16 protein-coding genes are annotated in these 21714 nt (G+C 72.8%); 15 read left to right on the top strand and 1 reads right to left on the bottom strand.

What is annotated here, in order from left to right; translation table 11 throughout:
- Nucleotides 1-55: 55 nt before the first annotated feature.
- The 15 genes from K1J57_RS00385 (at nucleotide 56) to K1J57_RS00315 (ending at nucleotide 18270) form a co-directional block, all read left to right on the top strand.
- Complete coding sequence (locus K1J57_RS00385; protein WP_220562506.1) at nucleotides 56-1717, top strand: UDP-N-acetylmuramoyl-L-alanyl-D-glutamate--2,6-diaminopimelate ligase; 1662 nt, start codon at nucleotides 56-58, stop codon at nucleotides 1715-1717.
- Between the two features lie 328 nt (nucleotides 1718-2045).
- Nucleotides 2046-3488, top strand: a complete 1443-nt coding sequence (gene murF / locus K1J57_RS00380) for a UDP-N-acetylmuramoyl-tripeptide--D-alanyl-D-alanine ligase (protein ID WP_220562505.1) — start codon at nucleotides 2046-2048, stop codon at nucleotides 3486-3488.
- Nucleotides 3485-4558: a phospho-N-acetylmuramoyl-pentapeptide-transferase gene (mraY, locus tag K1J57_RS00375; protein WP_220562504.1), complete on the top strand. Its 1074-nt coding sequence runs from the start codon at nucleotides 3485-3487 to the stop codon at nucleotides 4556-4558. The genes murF and mraY overlap by 4 nt, the downstream gene beginning before the upstream one ends.
- 6 nt (nucleotides 4559-4564) lie before the next feature.
- Complete coding sequence (gene murD, locus K1J57_RS00370) at nucleotides 4565-6001, top strand: UDP-N-acetylmuramoyl-L-alanine--D-glutamate ligase (protein ID WP_220562503.1); 1437 nt, start codon at nucleotides 4565-4567, stop codon at nucleotides 5999-6001.
- 167 nt (nucleotides 6002-6168) lie between these two features.
- On the top strand, nucleotides 6169-7596 hold the full coding sequence (gene ftsW, locus K1J57_RS00365; protein ID WP_220562502.1) for a putative lipid II flippase FtsW: 1428 nt from the start codon (nucleotides 6169-6171) through the stop codon (nucleotides 7594-7596).
- Complete coding sequence (gene murG, locus K1J57_RS00360; RefSeq protein WP_220562501.1) at nucleotides 7593-8753, top strand: undecaprenyldiphospho-muramoylpentapeptide beta-N-acetylglucosaminyltransferase; 1161 nt, start codon at nucleotides 7593-7595, stop codon at nucleotides 8751-8753. The genes ftsW and murG overlap by 4 nt, the downstream gene beginning before the upstream one ends.
- Nucleotides 8750-10246 (top strand): UDP-N-acetylmuramate--L-alanine ligase, encoded by a 1497-nt coding sequence (gene murC, locus K1J57_RS00355; RefSeq protein ID WP_220562500.1) that lies wholly within the window; start codon nucleotides 8750-8752, stop codon nucleotides 10244-10246. The genes murG and murC overlap by 4 nt, the downstream gene beginning before the upstream one ends.
- Nucleotides 10247-10261: 15 nt before the next feature.
- Nucleotides 10262-11023, top strand: a complete 762-nt coding sequence (locus K1J57_RS00350) for a cell division protein FtsQ/DivIB (protein WP_255646755.1) — start codon at nucleotides 10262-10264, stop codon at nucleotides 11021-11023.
- A gap of 493 nt (nucleotides 11024-11516) precedes the next feature.
- On the top strand, nucleotides 11517-12956 hold the full coding sequence (gene ftsZ, locus K1J57_RS00345; protein ID WP_220562499.1) for a cell division protein FtsZ: 1440 nt from the start codon (nucleotides 11517-11519) through the stop codon (nucleotides 12954-12956).
- A 132-nt stretch (nucleotides 12957-13088) separates the two neighbouring features.
- Nucleotides 13089-13814, top strand: a complete 726-nt coding sequence (gene pgeF, locus K1J57_RS00340) for a peptidoglycan editing factor PgeF (protein ID WP_220562498.1) — start codon at nucleotides 13089-13091, stop codon at nucleotides 13812-13814.
- A 51-nt stretch (nucleotides 13815-13865) separates the two neighbouring features.
- Nucleotides 13866-14591 (top strand): YggS family pyridoxal phosphate-dependent enzyme, encoded by a 726-nt coding sequence (locus K1J57_RS00335; protein ID WP_220562497.1) that lies wholly within the window; start codon nucleotides 13866-13868, stop codon nucleotides 14589-14591.
- Between the two features lie 135 nt (nucleotides 14592-14726).
- Nucleotides 14727-15257: a cell division protein SepF gene (locus tag K1J57_RS00330; RefSeq protein WP_220562496.1), complete on the top strand. Its 531-nt coding sequence runs from the start codon at nucleotides 14727-14729 to the stop codon at nucleotides 15255-15257.
- A gap of 37 nt (nucleotides 15258-15294) precedes the next feature.
- The gene (locus K1J57_RS00325; protein ID WP_220562495.1) at nucleotides 15295-15594 is read left to right on the top strand and encodes a YggT family protein; all 300 of its coding nucleotides are present in this window, start codon (nucleotides 15295-15297) and stop codon (nucleotides 15592-15594) included.
- Nucleotides 15595-15725: 131 nt separating this feature from the next.
- Nucleotides 15726-16577: a DivIVA domain-containing protein gene (locus tag K1J57_RS00320; RefSeq protein ID WP_220565256.1), complete on the top strand. Its 852-nt coding sequence runs from the start codon at nucleotides 15726-15728 to the stop codon at nucleotides 16575-16577.
- Nucleotides 16578-16641: 64 nt separating this feature from the next.
- The gene (locus K1J57_RS00315) at nucleotides 16642-18270 is read left to right on the top strand and encodes a hypothetical protein (protein ID WP_220562494.1); all 1629 of its coding nucleotides are present in this window, start codon (nucleotides 16642-16644) and stop codon (nucleotides 18268-18270) included.
- 61 nt (nucleotides 18271-18331) lie between these two features.
- On the opposite strand, the gene ileS is transcribed toward K1J57_RS00315, so the two are convergent.
- Entirely contained in the window at nucleotides 18332-21535 is a 3204-nt protein-coding gene (gene ileS, locus K1J57_RS00310; protein WP_220562493.1) for an isoleucine--tRNA ligase, read from the bottom strand.
- Nucleotides 21536-21714 lie beyond the last annotated feature (179 nt).

Below are 21714 nucleotides of genomic sequence, written 5' to 3'. Positions count from 1 at the left end.
TGGAAATTACCGGCCGGTCCGCTCGAACGGTTACCCTCCACACGTGCCACCGGTAATGCGACCTGAACATACGCCCCTGCGTCCCCTGTCCGACCTCGTGCCGCTGCTCGGCCCGGACGCCGTCCTGCTGCGCCCGGACCTGGCCCCGGACCACCCGGTCCCGGCCCGCGAGGTCCAGGTGCGCGGCATCACCCACGACTCGCGCCAGGCGGGCCCGGGAGACCTGTACGCGGCCCTGCCCGGGACCCGGGTCCACGGCGCCGAGTTCGCCGAGCAGGTCGCCCTGGCGGGGGCCGCCGCCGTCCTCACCGACCCCGAGGGCGCCGACCGGGCCGCCGCCACGGGACTGCCGACCCTGGTCGTCCCCGACGTGCGCGCCGCCCTGGGCACCGTCGCCTCCTGGGTCTTCAAGAACCCCTCCGAAGACCTGCTGCTCATCGGCACCACCGGCACCAGCGGCAAGACCACCGTCTCCTACCTGGTGGAGTCGGGCCTGCGCCGCGCGGGGATGGGCACCGGCCTCATCGGCACCGTCGAGATGCGGGTGGGCGACGAGCGCGTCGCCTCCTCCCTCACCACCCCCGAGGCCACCGACCTGCACGGCCTGTTCGCCCTCATGCGCGAACAGGGCGTCACCGGCGCCGCCATGGAGGTCTCCAGCCACGCCCTGGCCCTGGGCCGGGTCGGCGGCGCCCGCTTCGACGTCGCGGTCTTCACCAACCTGTCCCAGGACCACCTGGACTTCCACAGCGACCTGCGCGAGTACTTCGAGACCAAGGCCCGCCTGTTCACGCCGGAGTACTGCGACATCGCCGTCGTCAACGCCGACGACCGCTTCGGCCGCGCCCTCGTGGACATGGTGCAGGGCGAGGGCAAGGTGCCCGTCACCACCTTCGGCGTCGAGGGGTACTCCGACGCCGACCCCGAGACCGCCCTGGAGGCGGACTGGAACGCCGTGGACGTGCGCCTGGGCGCCGCCGGCAGCACCTTCCGCATCGTCGGCCCCGGCGGGATGGAGGCGCAGGCCTCCGTCGGCCTGCCCGGGCCCTTCAACGTCTCCAACGCCATGGCCGCCGTCGTCGGCCTGGTCGAGGCCGGGCTGCCCCTGGAGACCGCCATCGAGGGCGTCGCCGCCGCCCCCGGCGTTCCCGGCCGCATGGAGAAGGTCGTCGCGCGCGAGGTCCCCGCGTCCTTCCAGGACTTCACCGCCCTGGTCGACTACTCCCACAAACCCGGCGCCGTCGAGGCCGTCCTGACCTCGGTCCGCTCCATCGCCGAGGGCGGCGTCACCGTCGTCCTGGGCTGCGGCGGCGACCGCGACCGCGCCAAGCGCCCCCTCATGGGGGAGGCCGCGGCCCGCCTCGCCGACCAGGTCGTCATCACCAACGACAACCCGCGCTCGGAGGACCCCGTCGCCATCGCCGCCGCGATGCTGGAGGGCGTCACCCGCGTCCCCGAGGACGAGCGCGCGCGCGTCACCGTCGAACTCGACCGCGCCGACGCCATCCGCCTGGCCGTCGCCCGCGCCCGGGCCGGCGACGTCATCGTCGTCGCGGGCAAGGGCCACGAGACCGGCCAGTACGTCAAGGGCGAGGTCCTGCCCTTCGACGACCGCGAGGTGCTGCGCGCCGCCATCGAGGAGCACCTGTCCGTGGACGTCCGCGAACGCCTGGGCGTCGCCCTGCTGGACGTCCACAAACCCACCGGCGGCGGCTGAGGACACGCCGGCGGACCCGCCCCGTGCGCTCCGCGCACGGGGCGCGCCCCAGGGTCACGAAGTGGCGGATATTGCCGTGCACAGGCCCTGCCGGGACCCCGGACACCCCAACATGTTCTAAGGTGGGTGCGGCAATCGCAGCCCGAACACCCGCCGCCCACCGGTGGCGCCATGGACGTGGTCGCCCCCGTCACCACCGCTGTGGGACCCGGCGCGGCACCGCGTGCGCGCCCGCCCGCGGTGCCATCCCCCGACCCGAGTCCTTTGGCCGGGTGGCCTCACGTCATCCCGTGGTCGCCGCGGGTCGGGCCTGACCTGAGGAGTGGATTTGATCGCGCTCACGCTCGATCGGATCGCCGATATCACCGGAACCGCCCTCGGCGGAGCAGCCGGCCCGGACACCACCGTCGACGGACCCGTCGTGGTCGACTCGCGGCTGGTGGAACCCGGCTCCCTGTTCGTCGCCCTGAGCGGCGAGCGGGTCGACGGACACGACTACGCGCGGGCCGCGGTCGAGGCGGGGGCGGCCGCCGCCCTGGTCTCCCGCCCCGTCGACGCGCCCCACCTGCTGGTGGAGGGCGGCGACGACGAGGTCGTCGAGGCGCTGGCCCGGCTCGCCCGGTACGCCGCCGACACCCTCGCCGCCCCCTCCCGCGGCGCCGACGCGGCGGAGATCATCGGGGTCACCGGCTCTTCCGGCAAGACCACCACCAAGGACCTCATCGCCCAGGTCGTCGGGCGCCTGGGCGCCACCGTCGCGCCCGCCGGCTCGTTCAACAACGAGATCGGCCACCCCCTCACCGTGCTGCGCGCCGACACCGGCACCCGCCACCTGGTGCTGGAGGTCGCCGCCCGCGGCATCGGGCACATCGCCCACCTGTGCCGCGTGGCCCCGCCCCGCATCGGCGTCGTCCTCAACGTCGGCAGCGCCCACATGGGGGAGTTCGGCGACCGCGAGGCCATCGCCAAGGCCAAGGGCGAGCTCGTCGAGTCGCTGCCCGCGGCCGGCGGCCCCCGCGGCGGTGTGGCGATCCTCAACTCCGACGACCCCCGGGTGAAGGCCATGGCCGCGCGCACGACCGCGCGCACCGTGTTCTACGGCACCGGCGAGGACGCCGAGGTGCGCGCCACCGACATCGTCATCGGCGAGACCGGCGCCGCCTCCTTCACCCTGAACGCGGACGGCGCGACGGCCCCGGTGGAGCTCGCCCTCGTCGGCGCCCACCAGGTGCACAACGCCCTGGCGACCGCCGCCGTCGCCCGCGAGCTCGGCATGGACCTCCCCGGCATCGCCGCCGCCCTGGGCGCGGCCACCCCGGTCAGCCGCTGGCGGATGGAGGTCACCGAGCACGACGGTGTCACCCTCGTCAACGACGCCTACAACGCCAACCCCGAGTCCATGCGGGCCGCACTGACCACCCTGGGCGCACTCGCCCGGGGCCGCCGACCCATCGCCGTCCTGGGCCACATGGCCGAACTCGGCGACGGGGGACGCATCGAACACGAGAAGATCGGCGAACTCGCCGCCGCTACCGGCGTCTCCCACCTGATCGTGGTCGGAGATCAGGCCGAAGGGATCGCGGCCGGGGCCGAGCGCACCGGCCGAGAGGGACTGTGGGCGGGCGAGACCGTCCGGGTCGCGGACGCCTCGGCGGCCGCCACGGCCCTGCGCGCACGGATGCGCGCGGGAGACGTCGTCATTGTGAAGGGATCACGGGTGGCAGCACTCGAAAAGGTTATCGACCTCATCACCGAAGGTGATGCCCGGTGATCGGCATCTCCATAGCGGCCGCGCTGTCGCTGATCGTCTCCATGGCGCTGATGCCGCCGCTGATCAAACTCCTGTACCGCTTCAAGTTCGGCCAGGAGGTCCGCGACGACGGCCCCGAGGGCCACAAGACCAAGCAGGGCACGCCCACCATGGGCGGCATCGTCATCATCCTCGGCGCGGTGATCGGCTACTTCGGCTCCCACCTGGTGCTGGCGCTGGTGCAGCCCTCCGCCACCGGGCCCACGGCCTCCGGCCTGCTGGTGATGTTCCTGTTCGTCGGGATGGGCTGCGTCGGCTTCCTGGACGACTTCATCAAGATCTACAAGCGCCGCAGCCTGGGACTGCGCAGCGGCGCCAAGATGGTCGGCCAGGCCGTGGTCGGCGTCGGCTTCGCCTACGGCGTCACCATGTTCCCCAACGGCTACGGCTACACCCCCGCCGCCCCCAGCCTGTCCTTCCTCCGGGACTTCGGCCCCCCGCTGATGATCGGCCTGTTCGTCATCTGGGCGCTGTTCCTCATCGTCGGGTTCTCCAACGCCGTCAACCTCACCGACGGCCTCGACGGCCTGGCCACCGGCGCCACCATCCTGTCGCTGGTCGCCTACGTGATCATCGGCAACTGGCAGCTGCGCCAGTCCTGCGTGTCCTACCTGTCGAGCAACTGCTACACGGTCCGCGACCCCCTGGACCTGGCCGTCGTGGCCTCGGCCGTGCTCGGCTCCTGCATCGCCTTCCTCTGGTTCAACGCCCCGCCCGCCAAGGTCTTCATGGGCGACACCGGCTCCCTGGCCCTGGGCGGCCTCATCGTGGGCCTGGCCATCACCACCCGCACCCAGCTCCTGCTGCTGCTCATCGGCGGCCTGTTCGTCATCATCACCATGTCCGTGATGATCCAGATCACGTCGTTCCGCCTCACCGGCAAGCGCGTGTTCCGCATGGCGCCGCTGCAGCACCACTTCGAGCTCAAGGGCTGGGCCGAACCGACCATCGTCATCCGCTTCTGGATCATCCAGGGGCTGTTCGTGGCGGTCGCCATCGGCCTGTTCTACCTCGAATGGATGCCGAGGTAACCCCGGATGTCCCACCACTCCACCACTTCCACCCCCTTCACCGGCCTGCGGGTCTGCGTCGCCGGCCTGGGCGTCTCCGGACCGCCCGCGGTCCGGCTCCTGCTGGAGCACGGCGCCCGCGTCACCGTGGTCGACGGGCGTGACGACGACACCGTCCGCCCGGTCGCGGCCGAGCTCTCCGCCGCCGGGGCCGAGGTCGTCCTGGGCGCCACCCCGCTGCCCGAGGAGTGCGACCTCGTCGTCACCTCGCCCGGCTGGCGCCCCGACTCCCCTCTCCTGGCCGCCGCGGCCGAGGCCGGCATCGAGGTCATCGGCGACGTCGAACTGGCGTGGCGGATCAAGCCCGCCGACCAGCTGTGGCTGGCGGTCACCGGCACCAACGGCAAGACCACCACGGTGCGCATGCTGGAGGCGATGCTGCGGGCCGACGGCCGCGACGCGCTCGCCGTCGGCAACGTCGGCACCCCCGTGATCGACGCGGTCCGCCCCGACGCGGACGGCCATTACCCCCGGGTGCTGGCCGTGGAGCTGTCCAGCTTCCAGCTGCACTGGTCCTCCAGCCTGCGCCCGCACGCCGCGGCGGTCCTCAACGTCGCCCCCGACCACCTGGACTGGCACGGCGGCCTGGAGCCCTACGCCCGGGCCAAGGGCATGGTGTTCGCCCCCGGCACCCTCCGGGTCGTCAACCTCGCCGACCCCTGGTCGGTGCGCCTGGCCGAGGAGGACGGCGACCCGCACACCCCGCTGGTCGGCTTCGGCCTGGGGACCCCGCGCCCGGGCGAGCTCGGCGTCGTCGAGGACCTGCTGGTGGACCGGGCCTTCGTCGACGACCCGGTGACCAGCGCCGAGGAGCTGGCCGCCCTGGCCGACGTACGCCCGCCCGCCCCGCACAACGTCGCCAACGCCCTGGCCGCGGCGGCGCTGGCCCGCTCCATCGGGGTCGCCCCGGCCTCCGTCAGGGCCGGACTGGCGGCGTTCGCCCCCGAGCCGCACCGGATCGCCCACGTGGCCACGGTGTCCGGGGTCGACTACGTCGACGACTCCAAGGCCACCAACCCGCACGCCGCCGCCGCCTCCCTGGGCGCCTACGACACGGTGGTGTGGATCGCCGGCGGCCTGCTCAAGGGCGCCGACGTGGACGAGCTGGTGGCCGCGGCCGCCGGCCGGCTGCGCGGCGCGGTGCTCATCGGCGCCGACCGCGCCCGGCTGCGCGAGGCCCTGGACGCGCACGCCCCCGACCTCCCGGTCGTGGAGATCGAGGGCCCGGCCCCCGGTGCCCCCGAGGGCCACACCGTCATGGACGCGGTCGTCGCCGCGGCCGCGGACATGGCCAGGGAGGGCGACACCGTCCTGCTGGCCCCGGCCGCGGCGTCCATGGACATGTTCGCCAACTACCCCGAGCGCGGACGCCTGTTCGCCGAAGCGGTCCGCCGCCTGGGCTGACCACCCCGATCGCCGCCCCTGCGTGACCGAGCGCGCACGGGCGGTGATCGGTGTGCGCGGTGCCACCCCCTTCCGCGCCGAAGATGGCCAACACGCGGGAAATGTCCACGGTTCCCGCCCCGCCGTTCGCCACTATTGAGGCGCGCAGGTGCGGAGGGTGGGTGCGGATGGCGACGACGACGATCCCCGGGGTGGCCCGGACCCGGGGGACGACGGTGACCGAGGGGCGCGAGCGTGCCCTGTGGCGGGAGTGGATCGGGGCGCTGGACCGGCCCCTGACCTCCTACTACCTGATCCTGGGAACGGCGGTGCTGCTCATCGCCCTGGGACTGGTGATGGTGCTCTCCTCCACGATGGTCAAGTCCATCAGCGAGACGGGGTCGTCCTTCTCCCTCTTCCAGAAGCAGCTGGTGTCGGCCGCGATCGGCCTGCCGCTGATGATCCTCGCCTCCCACCTGCCCCAGCAGGTGTTCCGGCTGGTCGGCTACCCCGCCATGATCGTCTCGGCCGCGCTGCTGCTCCTCACCGTCTTCCAGGGCGTGGAGGTCAACGGCGCCACCCGCTGGCTCGACATCGGCGGCCTGATCGTGCAGCCCTCCGAGCCCGCCAAGCTCGCCTTCGTCCTGTGGGGCGCCGGCATCCTGGCCCGCAAGGACGAGCTCAACGAACTCACCGAGTGGCGGCACCTGCTCTTCCCGCTGCTGCCCGGCTGCGGGCTGCTCGTCCTGCTCGTGCTGCTCGGCTCCAACCTGTCCACCGCCCTGGTGTTCCTGGTCACCTTCCTCGGGCTGCTGTGGGTGATCGGCGCGCCCGGCAAGCTCTTCGTCGCCATGTTCGGCCTCGTCCTGGGCCTGGCCGTCATCGCCATCGCCATCGAGCCCTACCGGATGGCCCGCGTCACCGCGCTGTTCGACCCCACCGCCGACCCGCTGGGCGACAACATGCAGTCGCTCCACGGGCTCTACGCCCTGGGCACCGGCGGCATCCTGGGCGTCGGCATCGGCGCCAGCCGCGAGAAGTGGGGCTTCCTGCCCTTCGCCGAGTCCGACTTCGTGTTCGCCATCATCGGCGAGGAGTTCGGCCTCATCGGCACCCTGCTCCTCCTGGCGCTCTTCGGCGTCCTGGGCTACGCCGGGCTGCGCGTGGCCTCCCGGGTCAAGGAGCCCTTCCCCCGCCTGGCCGCCTTCGCCATCGTGACCTGGATCATGGGCCAGACCATGATCAACATCGGCGCCGTCATCGGGCTGCTCCCCGTGACCGGCGTCCCGCTGCCCCTGGTGTCGTACGGGGGTTCGTCGCTGATCACCACCATGGTCGCCCTGGGCGTCCTGCTGTCCCTGGCCAAGACCGAGCCCCAGGCGCAGCGGGCCCTGGCGGCCCGGGGTCCCGGTTGGGTGGAAAGGGCTCTAAGCTGGCTGGGCCTGGAGAACACCACCGCCACGGCCGCCGGCCGCGGGGGCGGCCTGCCCTCCGGGCGCGCCGCCACGGCGCGGAGCCCGCGCACGAAGGCTCCGCGGGGCGGCAGGACCAAGCCCACGTACGACAGCGGACCGATCCCGTCCGGGGACCGGTCGAGGAGGAATCGGCGACGATGAGGGTAGCCCTCGCCGGAGGCGGCACGGCCGGGCATATCGAGCCCGCGCTCTCCCTTGCGGACGCGCTGCGGCGCATCGACCCCAACACGGAGATCCTCTGCCTGGGCACCGAGCGGGGACTGGAGACCCGCCTCGTGCCCATGCGCGGATACGAGCTGGGCCTGATCCCGGCCGTCCCCCTGCCCCGCAAGCTCACCCCGCAGCTGCTCAGCGTCCCCGGCAAGCTCGCCGGGGCCCTCAGCGCCGCGGGCGACCACCTGGACCGGCTCCAGGCCGACGTCATCGTCGGCTTCGGCGGCTACGTCGCCACCCCCGGCTACCTGGCGGCCCGGCGGCGGCGCGTGCCCATCGTCGTCCACGAGGCCAACCCCCTGCCCGGGCTGGCCAACCGCCTGGGCGCCCGGCTGACCCCCCACGTCTTCACCGGGCACCCCCACACCCAGATCCGCAACGGCCGGTTCGTCGGCATCCCGCTCCGCCAACAGATCACCACCCTGGACCGGCTGGCCATGGGCGACAAGGCCCGCACCTACTTCGGCCTGCGCCCGGACCTGCCCACCCTGCTGATCTTCGGCGGCTCCCAGGGCGCCCAGCGCATCAACGAGACCGCCTTCGCCGCCCGTAACGCCTTCCGCGACCACGGCGTCCAGGTCCTGCACGTCGTCGGCCCCAAGAACGCCGACGAGCCCCAGGACCTCACCCAGGACGGCATCCCCTACGTCGCCGTCCCCTACGTCGACCGCATGGACATGGCCTACGCCGCCGCGGACGTGGCCATGTGCCGCTCCGGTGCGCTGACCTGCGCCGAGCTCACCGCCGTCGGCCTGCCCGGCGCGTTCGTGCCGCTGGCCATCGGCAACGGCGAGCAGGCCCTCAACGCCGAGCCCGTCGTCCAGGCGGGCGGCGGCCTCATGGTGAACAACGCCGACGTCTCCGTCGAGTGGATCACCGGCACGCTCATCCCGCTGCTCACCGACACCGACCGGGTCGTCGCCATGTCCGAGGCCGCCGCCCGCATGGGCCGCCGCGACGCCGACATGGAACTGGCCCGCGAGGTCATGGCCGTCGCCCGCGGCGACCGCCCCGCGCCGGAGGTGCCCGTCGCCGAGGACGACGGCGACGACGCCTACTACGACGACGGGAAGGACGCCCGATGAGCCTGGTGCGACCGACCGACCCCGTCCCCGTCGACAAGCTGGGACGCACCCACTTCATCGGCCTGGGCGGCGCCGGTATGTCCGGCATCGCCCGGGTGCTGCTCCAGTCCGGCGTCGAGGTCTCGGGCAGCGACGCCCGCGACAGCGACACCCTGCGCGAGCTGGAGGAGATGGGCGCCCGCGTCCACGTCGGCCACGCCGCCGAGCACCTCGGCGACGCCGAGACCGTCGTCGTCTCCTCCGCCGTCCGGGAGACCAACCCCGAGCTCGCCGAGGCCCACCGCCGCGGCCTGCGCATCCTGCCCCGGGCCGCCGCCCTGGGCGCCCTGCTGCTGGGCCGCGAGGGCGTCGCCATCGCCGGGACCCACGGCAAGACCACCACCACCTCGATGGTCACCGTCGTCCTACAGCACCTGGGCGTCGACCCCGGCTACGTCATCGGCGGCAAGCTGGTCACCACCGGCCTGGGCGCCGACGCCGGCATCGGCGGCCCCATCGCCGTGGAGGCCGACGAGAGCGACGGCTCCTTCCTCATGCTCTCCCCGAAGGTCGCCGTGGTCACCAACGTCGAGGCCGACCACCTGGACAACTACAGCGGCATCGAGGAGATCCACGCCAACTTCGACGCCTTCGTCGACCGCGTGGAGCGCACCCTCATCGTCGGCATCGACGACGAGGGCGCCCGCCGGGTCGCCCGGACCGCGCGCGAGCGCGGCAAGAAGGTCCTCACCTACGGCGAGGCCCCCGAGGCCGACTACCGGATCACCCGGATCCGCCCCCGCGGGTTCACCACCGAGTTCACCCTCGCGACCGCCGAAGGCGAGATCGAGGGCACCGTCGCGGTCCCCGGCCGCCACAACGTGCTCAACGCCGCCGCCGCGGTCGCCGTCGCCGACGAGCTCGGCCACGACCTGGAGGTCGCGGTCGAGGGCATCGCCGACTTCGGCGGCGCCGCCCGCCGCTTCGAGCCCAAGGGCGCGGCCGGGGGAGTGGGCGTCTACGACAGCTACGCCCACCACCCCACCGAGCTCGACGCCGACCTGCGCGCCACCCGCGCCGCCCTGGAGTCGTTCGCCGAAGAGGCGCGCGAGGCCGGGGAGGAGCAGGCGCCGGGCCGCATCATCGCCGTCTTCCAGCCCCACCTGTTCAGCCGCACCCGGATCTTCGCCGAGGAGTTCGGGGCCGCCCTCACCCTGGCCGACGAGGTCGTGGTGCTGGAGATCTACGCCGCCCGAGAGGACCCCGAACCCGGGGTCACCGCCGAACTGATCACCTCCGAGGTGGGCCACGACCGGGTGCACTACGTCCCCGGGCGCGCCGACGCCGTCCGCCTGGCCGCCGAGCTGGCGCGTCCGGGCGACATCGTCCTGACGATGGGCGCCGGCGACGTCACCGAGCTGGGCCCGCTCATCGTGGACCGGCTCGCCGAGGCCGCCGACGTGGAGGAGGTGGCCGAGTCCCTCGGCCACGGCGGCGGACGGGACCGGGACTGACGTCGGAGGACACGGGTGAGGGCAGACCACGACGGAGCGGACGGCGGCACCGGGACCGGGACCGCGCGGCCACCCGCCGCCGCGGCGGCGCGTGAGCGGTCCGACCCCTGGAAGGTCGCCTTCGTGGCCCTCCTGGTGGTCGCCCTGGTCTGCGTCGTCACCTGGATACTCCTGGGCTCGCGCCTGCTCGTGGTGCGCGACGTGGCCGTGACCGGGCTGGACCGGGTCGGACGCGAGGAGGTCGTCGCCGCCGTCGACGTCCCCACCGGGACCCCCCTCATCCGGGTGGACCTGGAGGCGGGCGCCGACCGGGTCGGCGACCTCGCCCTCGTGGAGTCGGCCACGGTCACCCGGGGCTGGCCCGCCACCCTGCGGGTCGAGGTCGTCGAACGCCGGCCCCTGCTCGCGGTGCGGGTGGGGGAGGAGTACCGGCTCGTCGACCGCGACGGCGTCCGCATCGAGGACTCGCCGTCCCGGCCCGGCACCCACCCGCTGGTCCGGGTCACCGGCGAGATCGAGGGGAACGACGCCGTCCGGGCCGCCGCGGCCATCGTCGAGTCCGCCCCCGACTCGCTGCTGGCCCGCATCCGGCTCATCGACGCCACCGACCCCGACGCCATCCGGATCGAGATCAGCGAGGGCGCCGTCATCGAATGGGGGACCGCCGAGGGCACCGGCGACAAGAGCGAGATCCTGCGCGTGCTGATGCGCGAGCACCCTCCGGGGGACGGCGTCGTGTACGACCTCTCCACCCCCGACCTGGCCATCGTCCGGTGAAGCGGCGGTCAGGCCCCGGGAAAGGACGGCAAAGCCGGACGAAGCCGGACCGGTGGCCGCCTCCGGAGGGCCGGCGGCCCCCTCGGGAGGGGGTGCGGACACGACGCGGGGACATTCCAGACGCGACGCGCCGAGTCAGCACATCGCTTCCTCGTGTTATACGACGTTAGGCTGAAGCAGTCATCGGTTGCCGGTGGTGGGCGGTCGGCTTACTGTCGAGAGTCACGACCACCGTCAACAAAGTACAGAACACGCTTTTCGGGGTACGCGGGAACCGTATTTCTCCCGCCGGACCCGGGGGAGGCACAGAGCCTCCCCGGTTCGGCACCCCACGGTTCACGCGGTCCCGGGTCCCCCGCGCCGGCGTCCTGGGACGCCCCGTCGGAGAACCCGAAACGCACACTGTAGAACCGGAGCCGAACCCACCGGCCCGGCGGACACCACCGCCGGACACGGGAGGGAACGGCGTATGCGAGCGGAAAGGCCCCTCGTCGTGGCAGCACCGCAGAACTACCTCGCGGTCATCAAAGTCGTCGGTATCGGCGGCGGCGGTGTCAACGCCGTCAACCGAATGATCGAAGAGGGGCTCAAGGGCGTCGAGTTCATCGCGATCAATACCGATGCCCAGGCGCTGCTGATGAGTGACGCCGACGTCAAGCTGGACGTCGGCCGTGAACTCACCCGCGGCCTGGGAGCCGGAGCCAACCCCGACGTCGGCCGCAAGGCCGCCGAGGACCACCGGGAGGAGATCGAGGAGGTCCTCAAGGGGGCCGACATGGTCTTCGTCACCGCGGGTGAGGGCGGCGGCACCGGTACGGGCGGCGCGCCCGTGGTCGCCAACATCGCCCGATCCCTGGGGGCCCTCACCATCGGTGTGGTCACCCGCCCCTTCGGCTTCGAGGGCAAGCGGCGTGCCACCCAGGCCGAGTCGGGGATAGCGATGCTCCGTGAGGAGGTCGACACACTCATCGTGATTCCCAACGACCGGCTGCTCTCCATCTCCGACCGGCAGGTCAGCGTCCTGGACGCCTTCAAGGCGGCCGACCAGGTGCTGCTCTCCGGTGTCCAGGGCATCACCGACCTGATCACCACGCCCGGCCTCATCAACCTGGACTTCGCCGACGTCAAGTCGGTCATGTCCGGGGCCGGCTCCGCGCTCATGGGCATCGGCTCGGCGCGCGGCGACGACCGTGCGGTGGCCGCCGCGGAAATGGCCATCTCGTCCCCGCTGCTGGAGGCCAGCATCGACGGCGCCCACGGCGTCCTGCTGTCCATCCAGGGCGGCTCCGACCTGGGGCTGTTCGAGATCAACGAGGCGGCACAGCTCGTCTCCAACTCCGCGGCCCCCGAGGCCAACATCATCTTCGGCGCCGTCATCGACGACGCCCTGGGCGACGAGGTCCGGGTGACCGTCATCGCGGCGGGCTTCGACGAACCCGAGGTCACCGGGCCCGCGCTGCACCGGCGCGAGCCGGTGGACCCTCCTAAGGCCGTCGCCCCCACGGCGGGCGCCGCGACCGGCGGACAGGGGGCGTCCACGCCCCCCGCCGCGGACGCGGCCGGGGCGTCGGCCGAGAAACTGCCGTGGCTCGGCGGCCGGCACAGCGCCGAGCCGGCCCGTGCGCAGCAGACCCCGCCGCCGGCCTGGGAACCGGCCCCGGCGGCCCCGGTCGAGCCCGAGCCGGTCGCGGTGACCGAGCCCGAGCCGCAGCCCGAGCCGGAACCGCAGGCCCCGGCCCACGACCGGTTCGCCGAGGCCGCGCCGGCCGAGCCCGAGCCGGCCCCGGCCCGGGAGGAGCACGCCGACGAGCCCCGGCCCGTCCACGTGGTCTCGGAGTCGGTCGCCGAACGGCGCGCCGACGTCCCCACGCCCCGGCGCCGGGTCGTGTTCGAGGAGCCGGACGACCTGGACATCCCCGACTTCCTGAAGTAGCGCGGACCGACACCCCGGTACCATCGACGTGTCAGCGGCCCCGACCCGGGTGGGCGGGGCCGTCGCCGCTCCGGGGGCCGGCGTCCACCGCGCCGTCCCGACCGGGCCGAGGGAAGGACAGCGGTCACAGGGATGGGCACCATCGTCGACCTCGGGCACGGGGTCCGTGCCGCCGTCACCGAGCGCCACGGCGGGATCAGCCCCCCGCCCTACGACTCGCTCAACATGGGCCTGGGGACGGGGGACGACCGGGAGACGGTGCTGGCCAACCGGCGCACCGCCGCGCGGAACCTCGGTTTCGACGCCGACCGCGTCGTCTGGATGGACCAGGTGCACAGCGCCGACGTCCTGGTCGCCGACGCCCCCGGCGCAGTCGGGACCTGCGACGGCGTCGTCACCACCACCCCCGGCCTGGTCCTGGCCTCCCTGGCCGCCGACTGCCTGCCCGTCCTGGCGGCCGACGGCGAACGCGGCGTCCTGGGCGCCGCCCACTCCGGCCGCCTGGGCACCGCCCGCGGTGTGGCCGCCAACCTCATCGCCGCCATGGCCGACCACGGTGCCCGCCCCGGGAGCACCACCGTCCTCCTCGGCCCCTCCATCTGCGGCAAGTGCTACGAGGTCCCGGCCGGGCTGCGGGACGAGACCGCCCGCGACACCCCCGAGGCCGCCTCCACCACCCGCCGGGGCACCCCCGGGGTCGACATGGTCGCCGCCGTCACCGCGCAGCTGCGCCGCGCCGGGGTCACCGACATCCGGGCCGACGGCCGCTGCACCCTGGAGACGCCCGAGCTGTTCTCGCACCGGGGCGGTGCCCCCACCGGGCGGTTCGCGTCGTTCGTCTGGCAGGAACAGGACTGAACCGGACCGGACCGCACGGACCGGCGAGACCGAGAGATGGATGAGGACGACGTGTCACACGACCCGGCCCGCGTCGAGCGGATCAAGGAGAACCTCGCGGCGGCCCGCGCCCGCGTCGAGGCGGCCTGCCACAAGGCCGACCGGGACCCCGCGGAGGTGTCGCTGATCGCGGTCACCAAGACCCGCCCCGCCGAGGACGTGCGCATCCTCGCCTCGCTCGGCCTGGCCGACATGGGGGAGAACCGCGACCAGGAGGCCGCCCCCAAGGCCGCCGCCACCGCCGACCTCGACCTGACCTGGCACTTCATCGGCCAGTTGCAGACCAACAAGGCCAGGTCGGTGGCCTCCTACGCCGACGTCGTCCACTCGGTGGACCGGGCGAAGCTCGCCCGCGCGCTGGGCGACCGGGCCGCGGCCGCCGAGCGCCGCCTCACCTGCCTGGTCCAGGTCAACCTCGACGACGACTCGCAGGCGGGCGTGCTGGGCCCGCGCGGCGGGGTCGACCCCGCCGACGCGGCGGAGCTGGCCGCCCGGATCGACGAGCACGAGGCGCTCGAACTCGGCGGTGTGATGGCCGTGGCGCCCCGCGAGGGCGACCCTTATGAGGCTTTCGGTCGTCTTTATGAGGTCGCGTGTCTCATTCGTGATCGTTATCCTCGGGCCACGATGGTGTCCGCGGGTATGAGCGGGGACCTGGAGGCCGCGATCGAGCGTGGCGCGACACACCTTCGGCTCGGTGCGGCGTTGCTCGGCGATCGCGGGCCGATCGTGGGGTAATGTCCCCACATAGACCTTGGAACCCGTCTGTGGAGTTCGCCCGAAAGGGCGTCACACCCCGTTGCACCAGGGAAGACGGGGCGGTACGGAGGAGTCGGCTGCGGTGCAGGCCGCGGGGACGACGGAGGACATGAGATGGCCGGCGCGATGCGCAAGATGGCGGTCTACCTCGGCCTCGTGGAGGACGACCGTTACGATCACCGCTATGCGGACGAATATGATGAGTTCGATGATTTCGACGAGGGCGTGGAGGAGCACCGCGAACGCGGAGCCGACTCCCCGCACGGCGAGGGAACACGGGGCGAGGACGTGAACGACACCGGCGACCACTCGGGCACGGGTGAACGGCGCGGTGGCACGACCACGACCTCTGCCTCCACCGCCGACCTCGCGAGGATCACCACGCTCCATCCGCGCACGTACAACGAGGCGCGTACGATCGGAGAGCACTTCCGGGAGGGTACGCCGGTGATCATGAACCTGACCGAGATGGTCGACAGCGACGCCAAGCGTCTGGTCGACTTCGCGGCTGGTCTGATCTTCGGTCTGCATGGCAGTATCGAACGCGTGACCAACAAGGTGTTCCTACTGTCCCCGGCCAACGTCGAGGTGACCGCGGAAGACAAGGCGCGGATCGCTGAGCGAGGGTTCTTCAATCAGAGCTAGACCATCGGATTTGTCCAGAGATTGGGTCGAATAGACCGTGAGTATCGTCCTGTCCGTGCTGGTCATCGCGCTGCGACTGTACGTCTTCGTACTGCTCGCGCGCGTCGTGCTGGAGATGGTGCAGTCCTTCTCCAGGGACTGGCGCCCCTCGGGGTTCCTGCTCGTGATCGCCGAGATCGTGTACACGCTCACCGACCCGCCGCTGCGTTTCCTGCGCAGGTTCATCAAGCCCGTCCGGCTCGGCAGCATCGCGCTCGACCTGAGCGTCCTGGTGCTGTTCCTGGGCCTGTCGATCGCCGCGAGCCTGCTGGGAAGCCTGGCACTCTCGGTCGCCTAGAGCAGGCGTCGGGGGCGAAAAAAGTCGCCCCCGATTCCGTTATGTGGTCTTGGTCATGATCCGGATTGCCGTAAGGTCACGATCAGGTAGCGTCCCTACGGATGGACTCCAAGCGCGCCAAGGAGACGAACATGCCGCTGACACCCGCTGATGTGCGGAACAAGCAGTTCAGCACGACCCGGCTCCGGCCGGGCTACGACGAAGAAGAGGTCGATGCCTTTCTCGACGAGGTCGAGTCCGAGCTGGACCGGCTGATCCAGGAGAACGAGGAACTGCGCGGCAAGCTCGCCGAGTGCCTGCGCGGCAAGGTGCCCAACGCCGGGATGCAGGACTTCCAGCAGCCCCAGGAGCAGCCCGAGCCGCCCCGCCCCGAGCCCGTCCAGCCGCCTCAGGCCGTCGTCGAGCCCCAGCCCCAGGCGCCCGCCCCCATGCACATGGGCATGGGCGGCGAGGAGAACATGGACACGGCCGCCCGCGTCCTGGCCCTGGCCCAGCAGACCGCCGACCAGGCCATCTCCGACGCCCGCCGCGAGGCCGACGAGACCCTGGGCCGCGCCCGCCACGAGTCCGAGGACATCCTCGGCAAGGCCCGCCGCCAGGCGGAGCAGATCATCGGCGAGGCCCGCGTCCGCTCGGAGAACCTCGACCGGGACGCCCAGGAGCGCCACCGCCAGGTCATGGGCAGCCTCGTCCAGCAGCGCGAGGAGCTGGAGCACAAGGTCAACGTGCTCAAGGACTTCGAGCGCGAGTACCGCAGCCGCCTGAAGGACTACTTCGAGCGCCAGCTGCGCGAGCTGGAGGAGGGCGCGGGCATCGAGCAGCCGAACCCGAACACCACGGGCGGCTTCCAGACGATGGCCCCGCCGACCGGTCCCACCCCGGCGCTGCAGCACGGCGGCCCCGGCGGCAACCCCTTCGGCCAGCCCGAGCCCGTCCAGCACGGCGGTTTCCACCCGGGCGAGGCCCCGCACGAGCGTCGCTGACCCCGGTCGGCGGTAGGCTCCACAACTGAAGACTCCGGCAACGTGTAAAGGTCCTGGTCGACCCGTGATCCTCAGCGTCCTCGCATCCGTCGCGGTGCTGGCGGCCATCGCCGTCATCGTGGCAGCCCTGGTGTTCGCCGAGACCACCCTGGTGTTCATCGCCCTGGGGTTGGCCGGTGTGAGCGTGCTGCTCCTGGTGGGCGCCCTCATCCAGGGGAGGACCCGAGCGGATCGAACGGACGGTTTGGGGAAGTCGTCCGTTCCCGCGGCCGTGCACGTGGCGCCGGAGCACTCCGGGCGCGTACCCGCACCGGCTCCCGAGCCGGTGCGGGAACCCCGCGCCTGGACGGAGGACTCCGGACCGGGGGAGCCGGAGTACGATCTGCCGCGCTGGCAGACACCCACGGCCCGTGAGTGGCCGGAACCGGACACGGTGGCGCCTGCCCCCGCCCCGTCCGCCTCCACCGCGGTCGAGCACGGCTCCCGCGAAGAGCAGGCACCCGCCCCCGCCGACCCCCGGCCCGCCCACCACCCCGGTGAGGACACGCGGGACCCGGCCCCCGAGCCCGCGGCCGCGCGGGCCGAGGCCCCCGAGGATTCCCACGACGACACCGGGCTCTCCTGGTTCGACCGGCGTGAGACCGCCGACGACGACGCGGAGGAGCAGGTCGCCCAGACCGCCGTCTCTGAGACCGGCGATGACACCGGGGCCGAACTCTCCTGGTTCAACAGGCGTGAGACCGCCGACGACGACGCGGAGGAGCAGGTCGTCCAGGCCGCGGTCTCCGGGACCGGCGATGACACCGGGGCGGAGCCCTCCTGGTTCGACCGGCACGAGTCCGCGACGGCCGATGACGACGCCGAGGCGCCCGGGGAGCAGGAGGCCACCGCCCCCGAAGCCGAGGACACCCGGCCCGTACGGCACACGGCCGACGACGCGGACGAGCGGGCCGCAGCCTCCGGAACGGACGAGGACACTGGCGCCGAGCGCGAGCGGGCCTCGGACGAGGAGGACGACGAGGCCGACTCCGAGCCCTCGTGGTCCGACCGGCGTGAGGACGCCGACGACGCGGACGACGTGCGCGGGGCGGAGGAGCCCGGCGCGCCCGGCGCGGACTCGGTCGAGGCCGGTGAGACCGACGAGGCCGCCGCCGTCTCCGGGACCCGTGGCGAGGACGAGGCCACCGCCGAGCCGGACACCGACACCGGTGTCCGTGACACCGAGGACTCCGACGCGGCCGAACCGGCGCGCGACGAGGCGGCGGAGGACGCCGCCGACGGCTCTCCGCGGGGCGACGGGGACGCCGGTGACGGGGAGTCCGCGGAGCGCGGGGACGAGGCGGAGGAGTCCGAGCCCTTCTCCTACAGCATTCCGCAGCGCGACGGGGACGACGGGGACGCGCGGGACTCCGAGGCACAGGAGGCCGCCGCGGCGGACGCCGAGGACTCCGACGACGCCGACCGGTCGGGTGAGGACGCGGCGGAGGACGCCGCCGACGGCTCTCCGCGGGGCGACGGGGACGCCGGTGACGGGGAGTCCGCGGAGCGCGGGGACGCGCCCGAGGAGCCCGAGTCCTTCTCCTACAGCATCCCGCAGCGCGGCGACGACACCGAGACCACGGCCGTGTTCACCTACCGCAGGCCCCAGGACAACGAGGACCCCGACGCCACGGCGGCCTTCACCCGCGACTGACACCCGGCGACAACGACGACGGGCGCCGTCCCCCGGTGGGGGCGGCGCCCGTCGCGTTCGGTCAGGCCCTGCGGAAGCCGAAGGCCACCCCGAACTCCTCCGACTCGGTGCGGTGCAGGTCCGCGCCGATCTCGCCCGCGGTGAACGCGTCCGCCAGCACCTCGCCGGCGATGGCCGCGGCGTGCTCGTCCAGCGCCTGCGCGGTGGACTCGTCGGTGGCCGCCCACCACACGTGGATGCGGTCCGACACGTCCAGGCCGCTCTGCTTGCGGGCCTCCTGGAGCATGCGCACCATCTCGCGGGCCAGGCCCGCGCGGCGCAGCTCCGGTGTCAGCTCCAGGTCCAGGGCCACGGTCTCGCCCGCACCGGAGGCGACCGCCCAGCCCTCGCGCGGCTGCTCGGTGACCAGCACCTCGTCGGCGCTGACCTCCACCGGCTCGTCCTCGACCCGGACCTGCGCCCACCCGGTGTCGCGCACCTGGCGCACCAGCTCCGCCGGGTCCGCCGCGCCGATCGCCCGGGCGACCAGCGGGGTCCGCTTGGCGAACCGCTTGCCCAGCGCCCGGAAGTTCGGCTTGACCAGGTAGTCCACCAGGTCGCCGCCGACCGTCGACAGCGACTCCAGCGACGCCACGTTCAGCTCGTCGGCGATCTGCTCCCGCAGCTGCGCGGGCAGGTCCGCGAACCCGGCGGCGCCCACCAGGGCCCGCGCCAGCGGCTGGCGGGTGCGCACCGCCGAGTCCACCCGGGCCGAGCGGCCCAGCTCCACCAGGCGGCGGGTCAGCGCCATGTGCGCCGACAGCTCCGGGTCGACCAGGTCCTCGCGGACCTCGGGCCACGAGGCCAGGTGCACCGACTCCGGGGCGTCGGGCCGGCGCAGCGCCGTCCACACGTGGTCGGTCAGGAACGGCACCACCGGCGCCATCAGCAGCGTCACGGTCTCCAGGGCCTCGAACAGCGTCGCGAACGCCGCCGCGCCCTCGGGGGTGTCCGCGCCGCCCCAGAACCGGCGGCGCGACCGGCGCACGTACCAGTTCGAGATGTCGTCGACGAACGCCGTCAGGCGCCGGCCCGCCGTCGTCGTGTCGAAGGCCTCCAGGGCCTCGGTGACGTCCCGCACGACCTCGTTGAGCTCGGACAGCAGCCACCGGTCCAGCAGCGGCCGGTCCTGCGGGGCCGGGGCGTCGGCCAGCCGGGAGTGGTCCCAGCCCCCGCCGGCGTTGGCGTACAGGGTGAAGAACGACACGGTGCTGTAGTACGTCAGCAGCACCTTGCGGACGATCTCCTCCAGCGCGGCGTGCCCCACCCGGCGGGCGGTCCACGGCGAACCGCTGGCCAGCATGAACCACCGCAGCGCGTCGGCGCCGTGCCGGTCCATCACCGGGATGGGCTCCATGACGTTGCCCAGGTGCTTGCTCATCTTGCGGCCGTCCTCGGCGAGGATGTGGCCGAGCACCACCACGTTCTCGAACGCGTTGCGGTCGTGCACCAGCGTGTTGACCGCCAGCAGCGAGTAGAACCAGCCGCGGGTCTGGTCGATCGCCTCGGAGATGTACTGCGCCGGGAAGTTCTCCCGGAACACCTCCGCGTTGACGTGCGGCGCGCCCCACTGGGCGAACGGCATCGACCCCGAGTCGAACCAGGCGTCGATCACCTCGGGCACCCGCCGGGCCACCCGCTGCTCCTCGGGCAGGGACGGGTCGGCGTCCGGGTCGGGGATGACGATGTCGTCCACGAACGGCCGGTGCGGGTCGAGGTTCGACAGGTCCTTGCCGCTGAGCTCGCTCAGCTCCGCCAGCGAGCCCACGCAGATCTGCCGCCCGTCGGGGAACTCCCAGACCGGCAGCGGGGTGCCCCAGTAGCGGTTGCGCGACAGCGCCCAGTCGACGTTGTTGCGCAGCCACTCGCCGAAGCGGCCCTCCTTGACATTCTCCGGCACCCAGTTGGTGGCCTGGTTCTGTGCCAGCAGCTCGTCCTTGACCGCGGTGGTGCGGATGTACCAGGACGGCACCGCGTAGTACAGCAGCGCCGTGTGGCAGCGCCAGCAGTGCGGGTAGGAGTGCTCGTAGGCCAGGTGCCGGAACAGCAGGCCCCGGTCCTTGAGGTCGCGCACCAGCGTCTTGTCGGCGTCCTTGAAGAACACCCCGCCGACCAGGTCCAGGTCGGCCTCGAAGGTGCCGTCCGGGCGGACGGGGTTCACCATCGGCAGCCCGTAGGCGCGGCACACCGCCATGTCGTCGGCGCCGAACGCGGGCGACTGGTGCACCAGGCCGGTGCCGTCCTCGACGGTCACGTAGTCGGCGAGCACCACGTAGTGGGCGGGCTCGTCGAAGGCCACCAGGTCGAAGGGGCGCTGGTAGGTCCAGCGCTCCATCTCGTCGCCCTCGAAGGACTCTCCGGTCAGCTCCCAGCCCTCGCCCAGGACCTTCTCGAACAGCGGCCGGGCCAGCAGCAGGCGCTCGTTCCCGTCGGTGGCCACCACGTACTCCACGTCGGGGTGGACCGCCACCGCCGTGTTGGACACCAGGGTCCACGGGGTGGTCGTCCACACCAGCAGCGAGGTGGGGTGCTCGGGCGAGGCCAGCGGCCCGGACGTCACCGGGAAGCGCACGTACACCGACGGGTCGGTGACGGTCTCGTAGCCCTGGGCCAGCTCGTGGTCGGACAGGGTGGTGCCGCAGCGCGGGCAGTAGGGGCTGATCCGGAAGTCGCGGACCAGCAGGCCCTTGTCCCAGATCTGCTTGAGCGCCCACCACACCGACTCCACGTACTGGGGGTCCATGGTGCGGTAGGCGTCGTCCATGTTCACCCAGTAGCCCATGCGCTCGGTCATCGCGGTGAACGCGTCGACGTTGCGCAGCACGGACTCGCGGCAGCGGGCGTTGAACTCGGCGATGCCGAAGGACTCGATGTCCTTCTTGCCGGACAGGCCCAGCTCCTTCTCCACGGCCACCTCGACGGGCAGGCCGTGGCAGTCCCACCCGGCCTTGCGGTCGACGTGGTAGCCGCGCATGGTGCGGAAGCGCGGGAAGACGTCCTTGAACGCGCGGGCCTCGACGTGGTGCACGCCGGGCTGGCCGTTGGCGGTGGGGGGACCCTCGTAGAAGACCCAGTTGGGGCCGCCTCGGGTCTGGTCGAGGGAGCGCTGGAAGACGTTCTCCTTCGACCAGCGGTCGAGGATCTCGCGCTCCATCGCGGGCAGGTCGATCTGCGCGGGCAGCTGGGGGAGTGCGCGGGACGCGCTCGGCCGGGACTCGTTGGCCACCGTCGTACCTTTCCATCAGGGTCGTTCCTGACGGAGGGACGAGGCCGGGGCCCCGCGGTACCACCCTCCTTGGACGCCGCCGGTCCGGTCCGCGCGAGGGCGGCCGGGACGGGTCCCACTTCGTTCACGTCTGCCGGTTCTACTGGGGGCGTCGGCCCTGTTCTTCCGGCGGTTCCGGG

This window comes from Nocardiopsis sp. MT53, assembly GCF_019598965.1.
Classification (GTDB): domain Bacteria; phylum Actinomycetota; class Actinomycetes; order Streptosporangiales; family Streptosporangiaceae; genus Nocardiopsis; species Nocardiopsis changdeensis.
The sequence above is the reverse complement of the archived record's forward strand: the minus strand, read 5'-3'. Positions and strand labels throughout refer to the sequence as shown.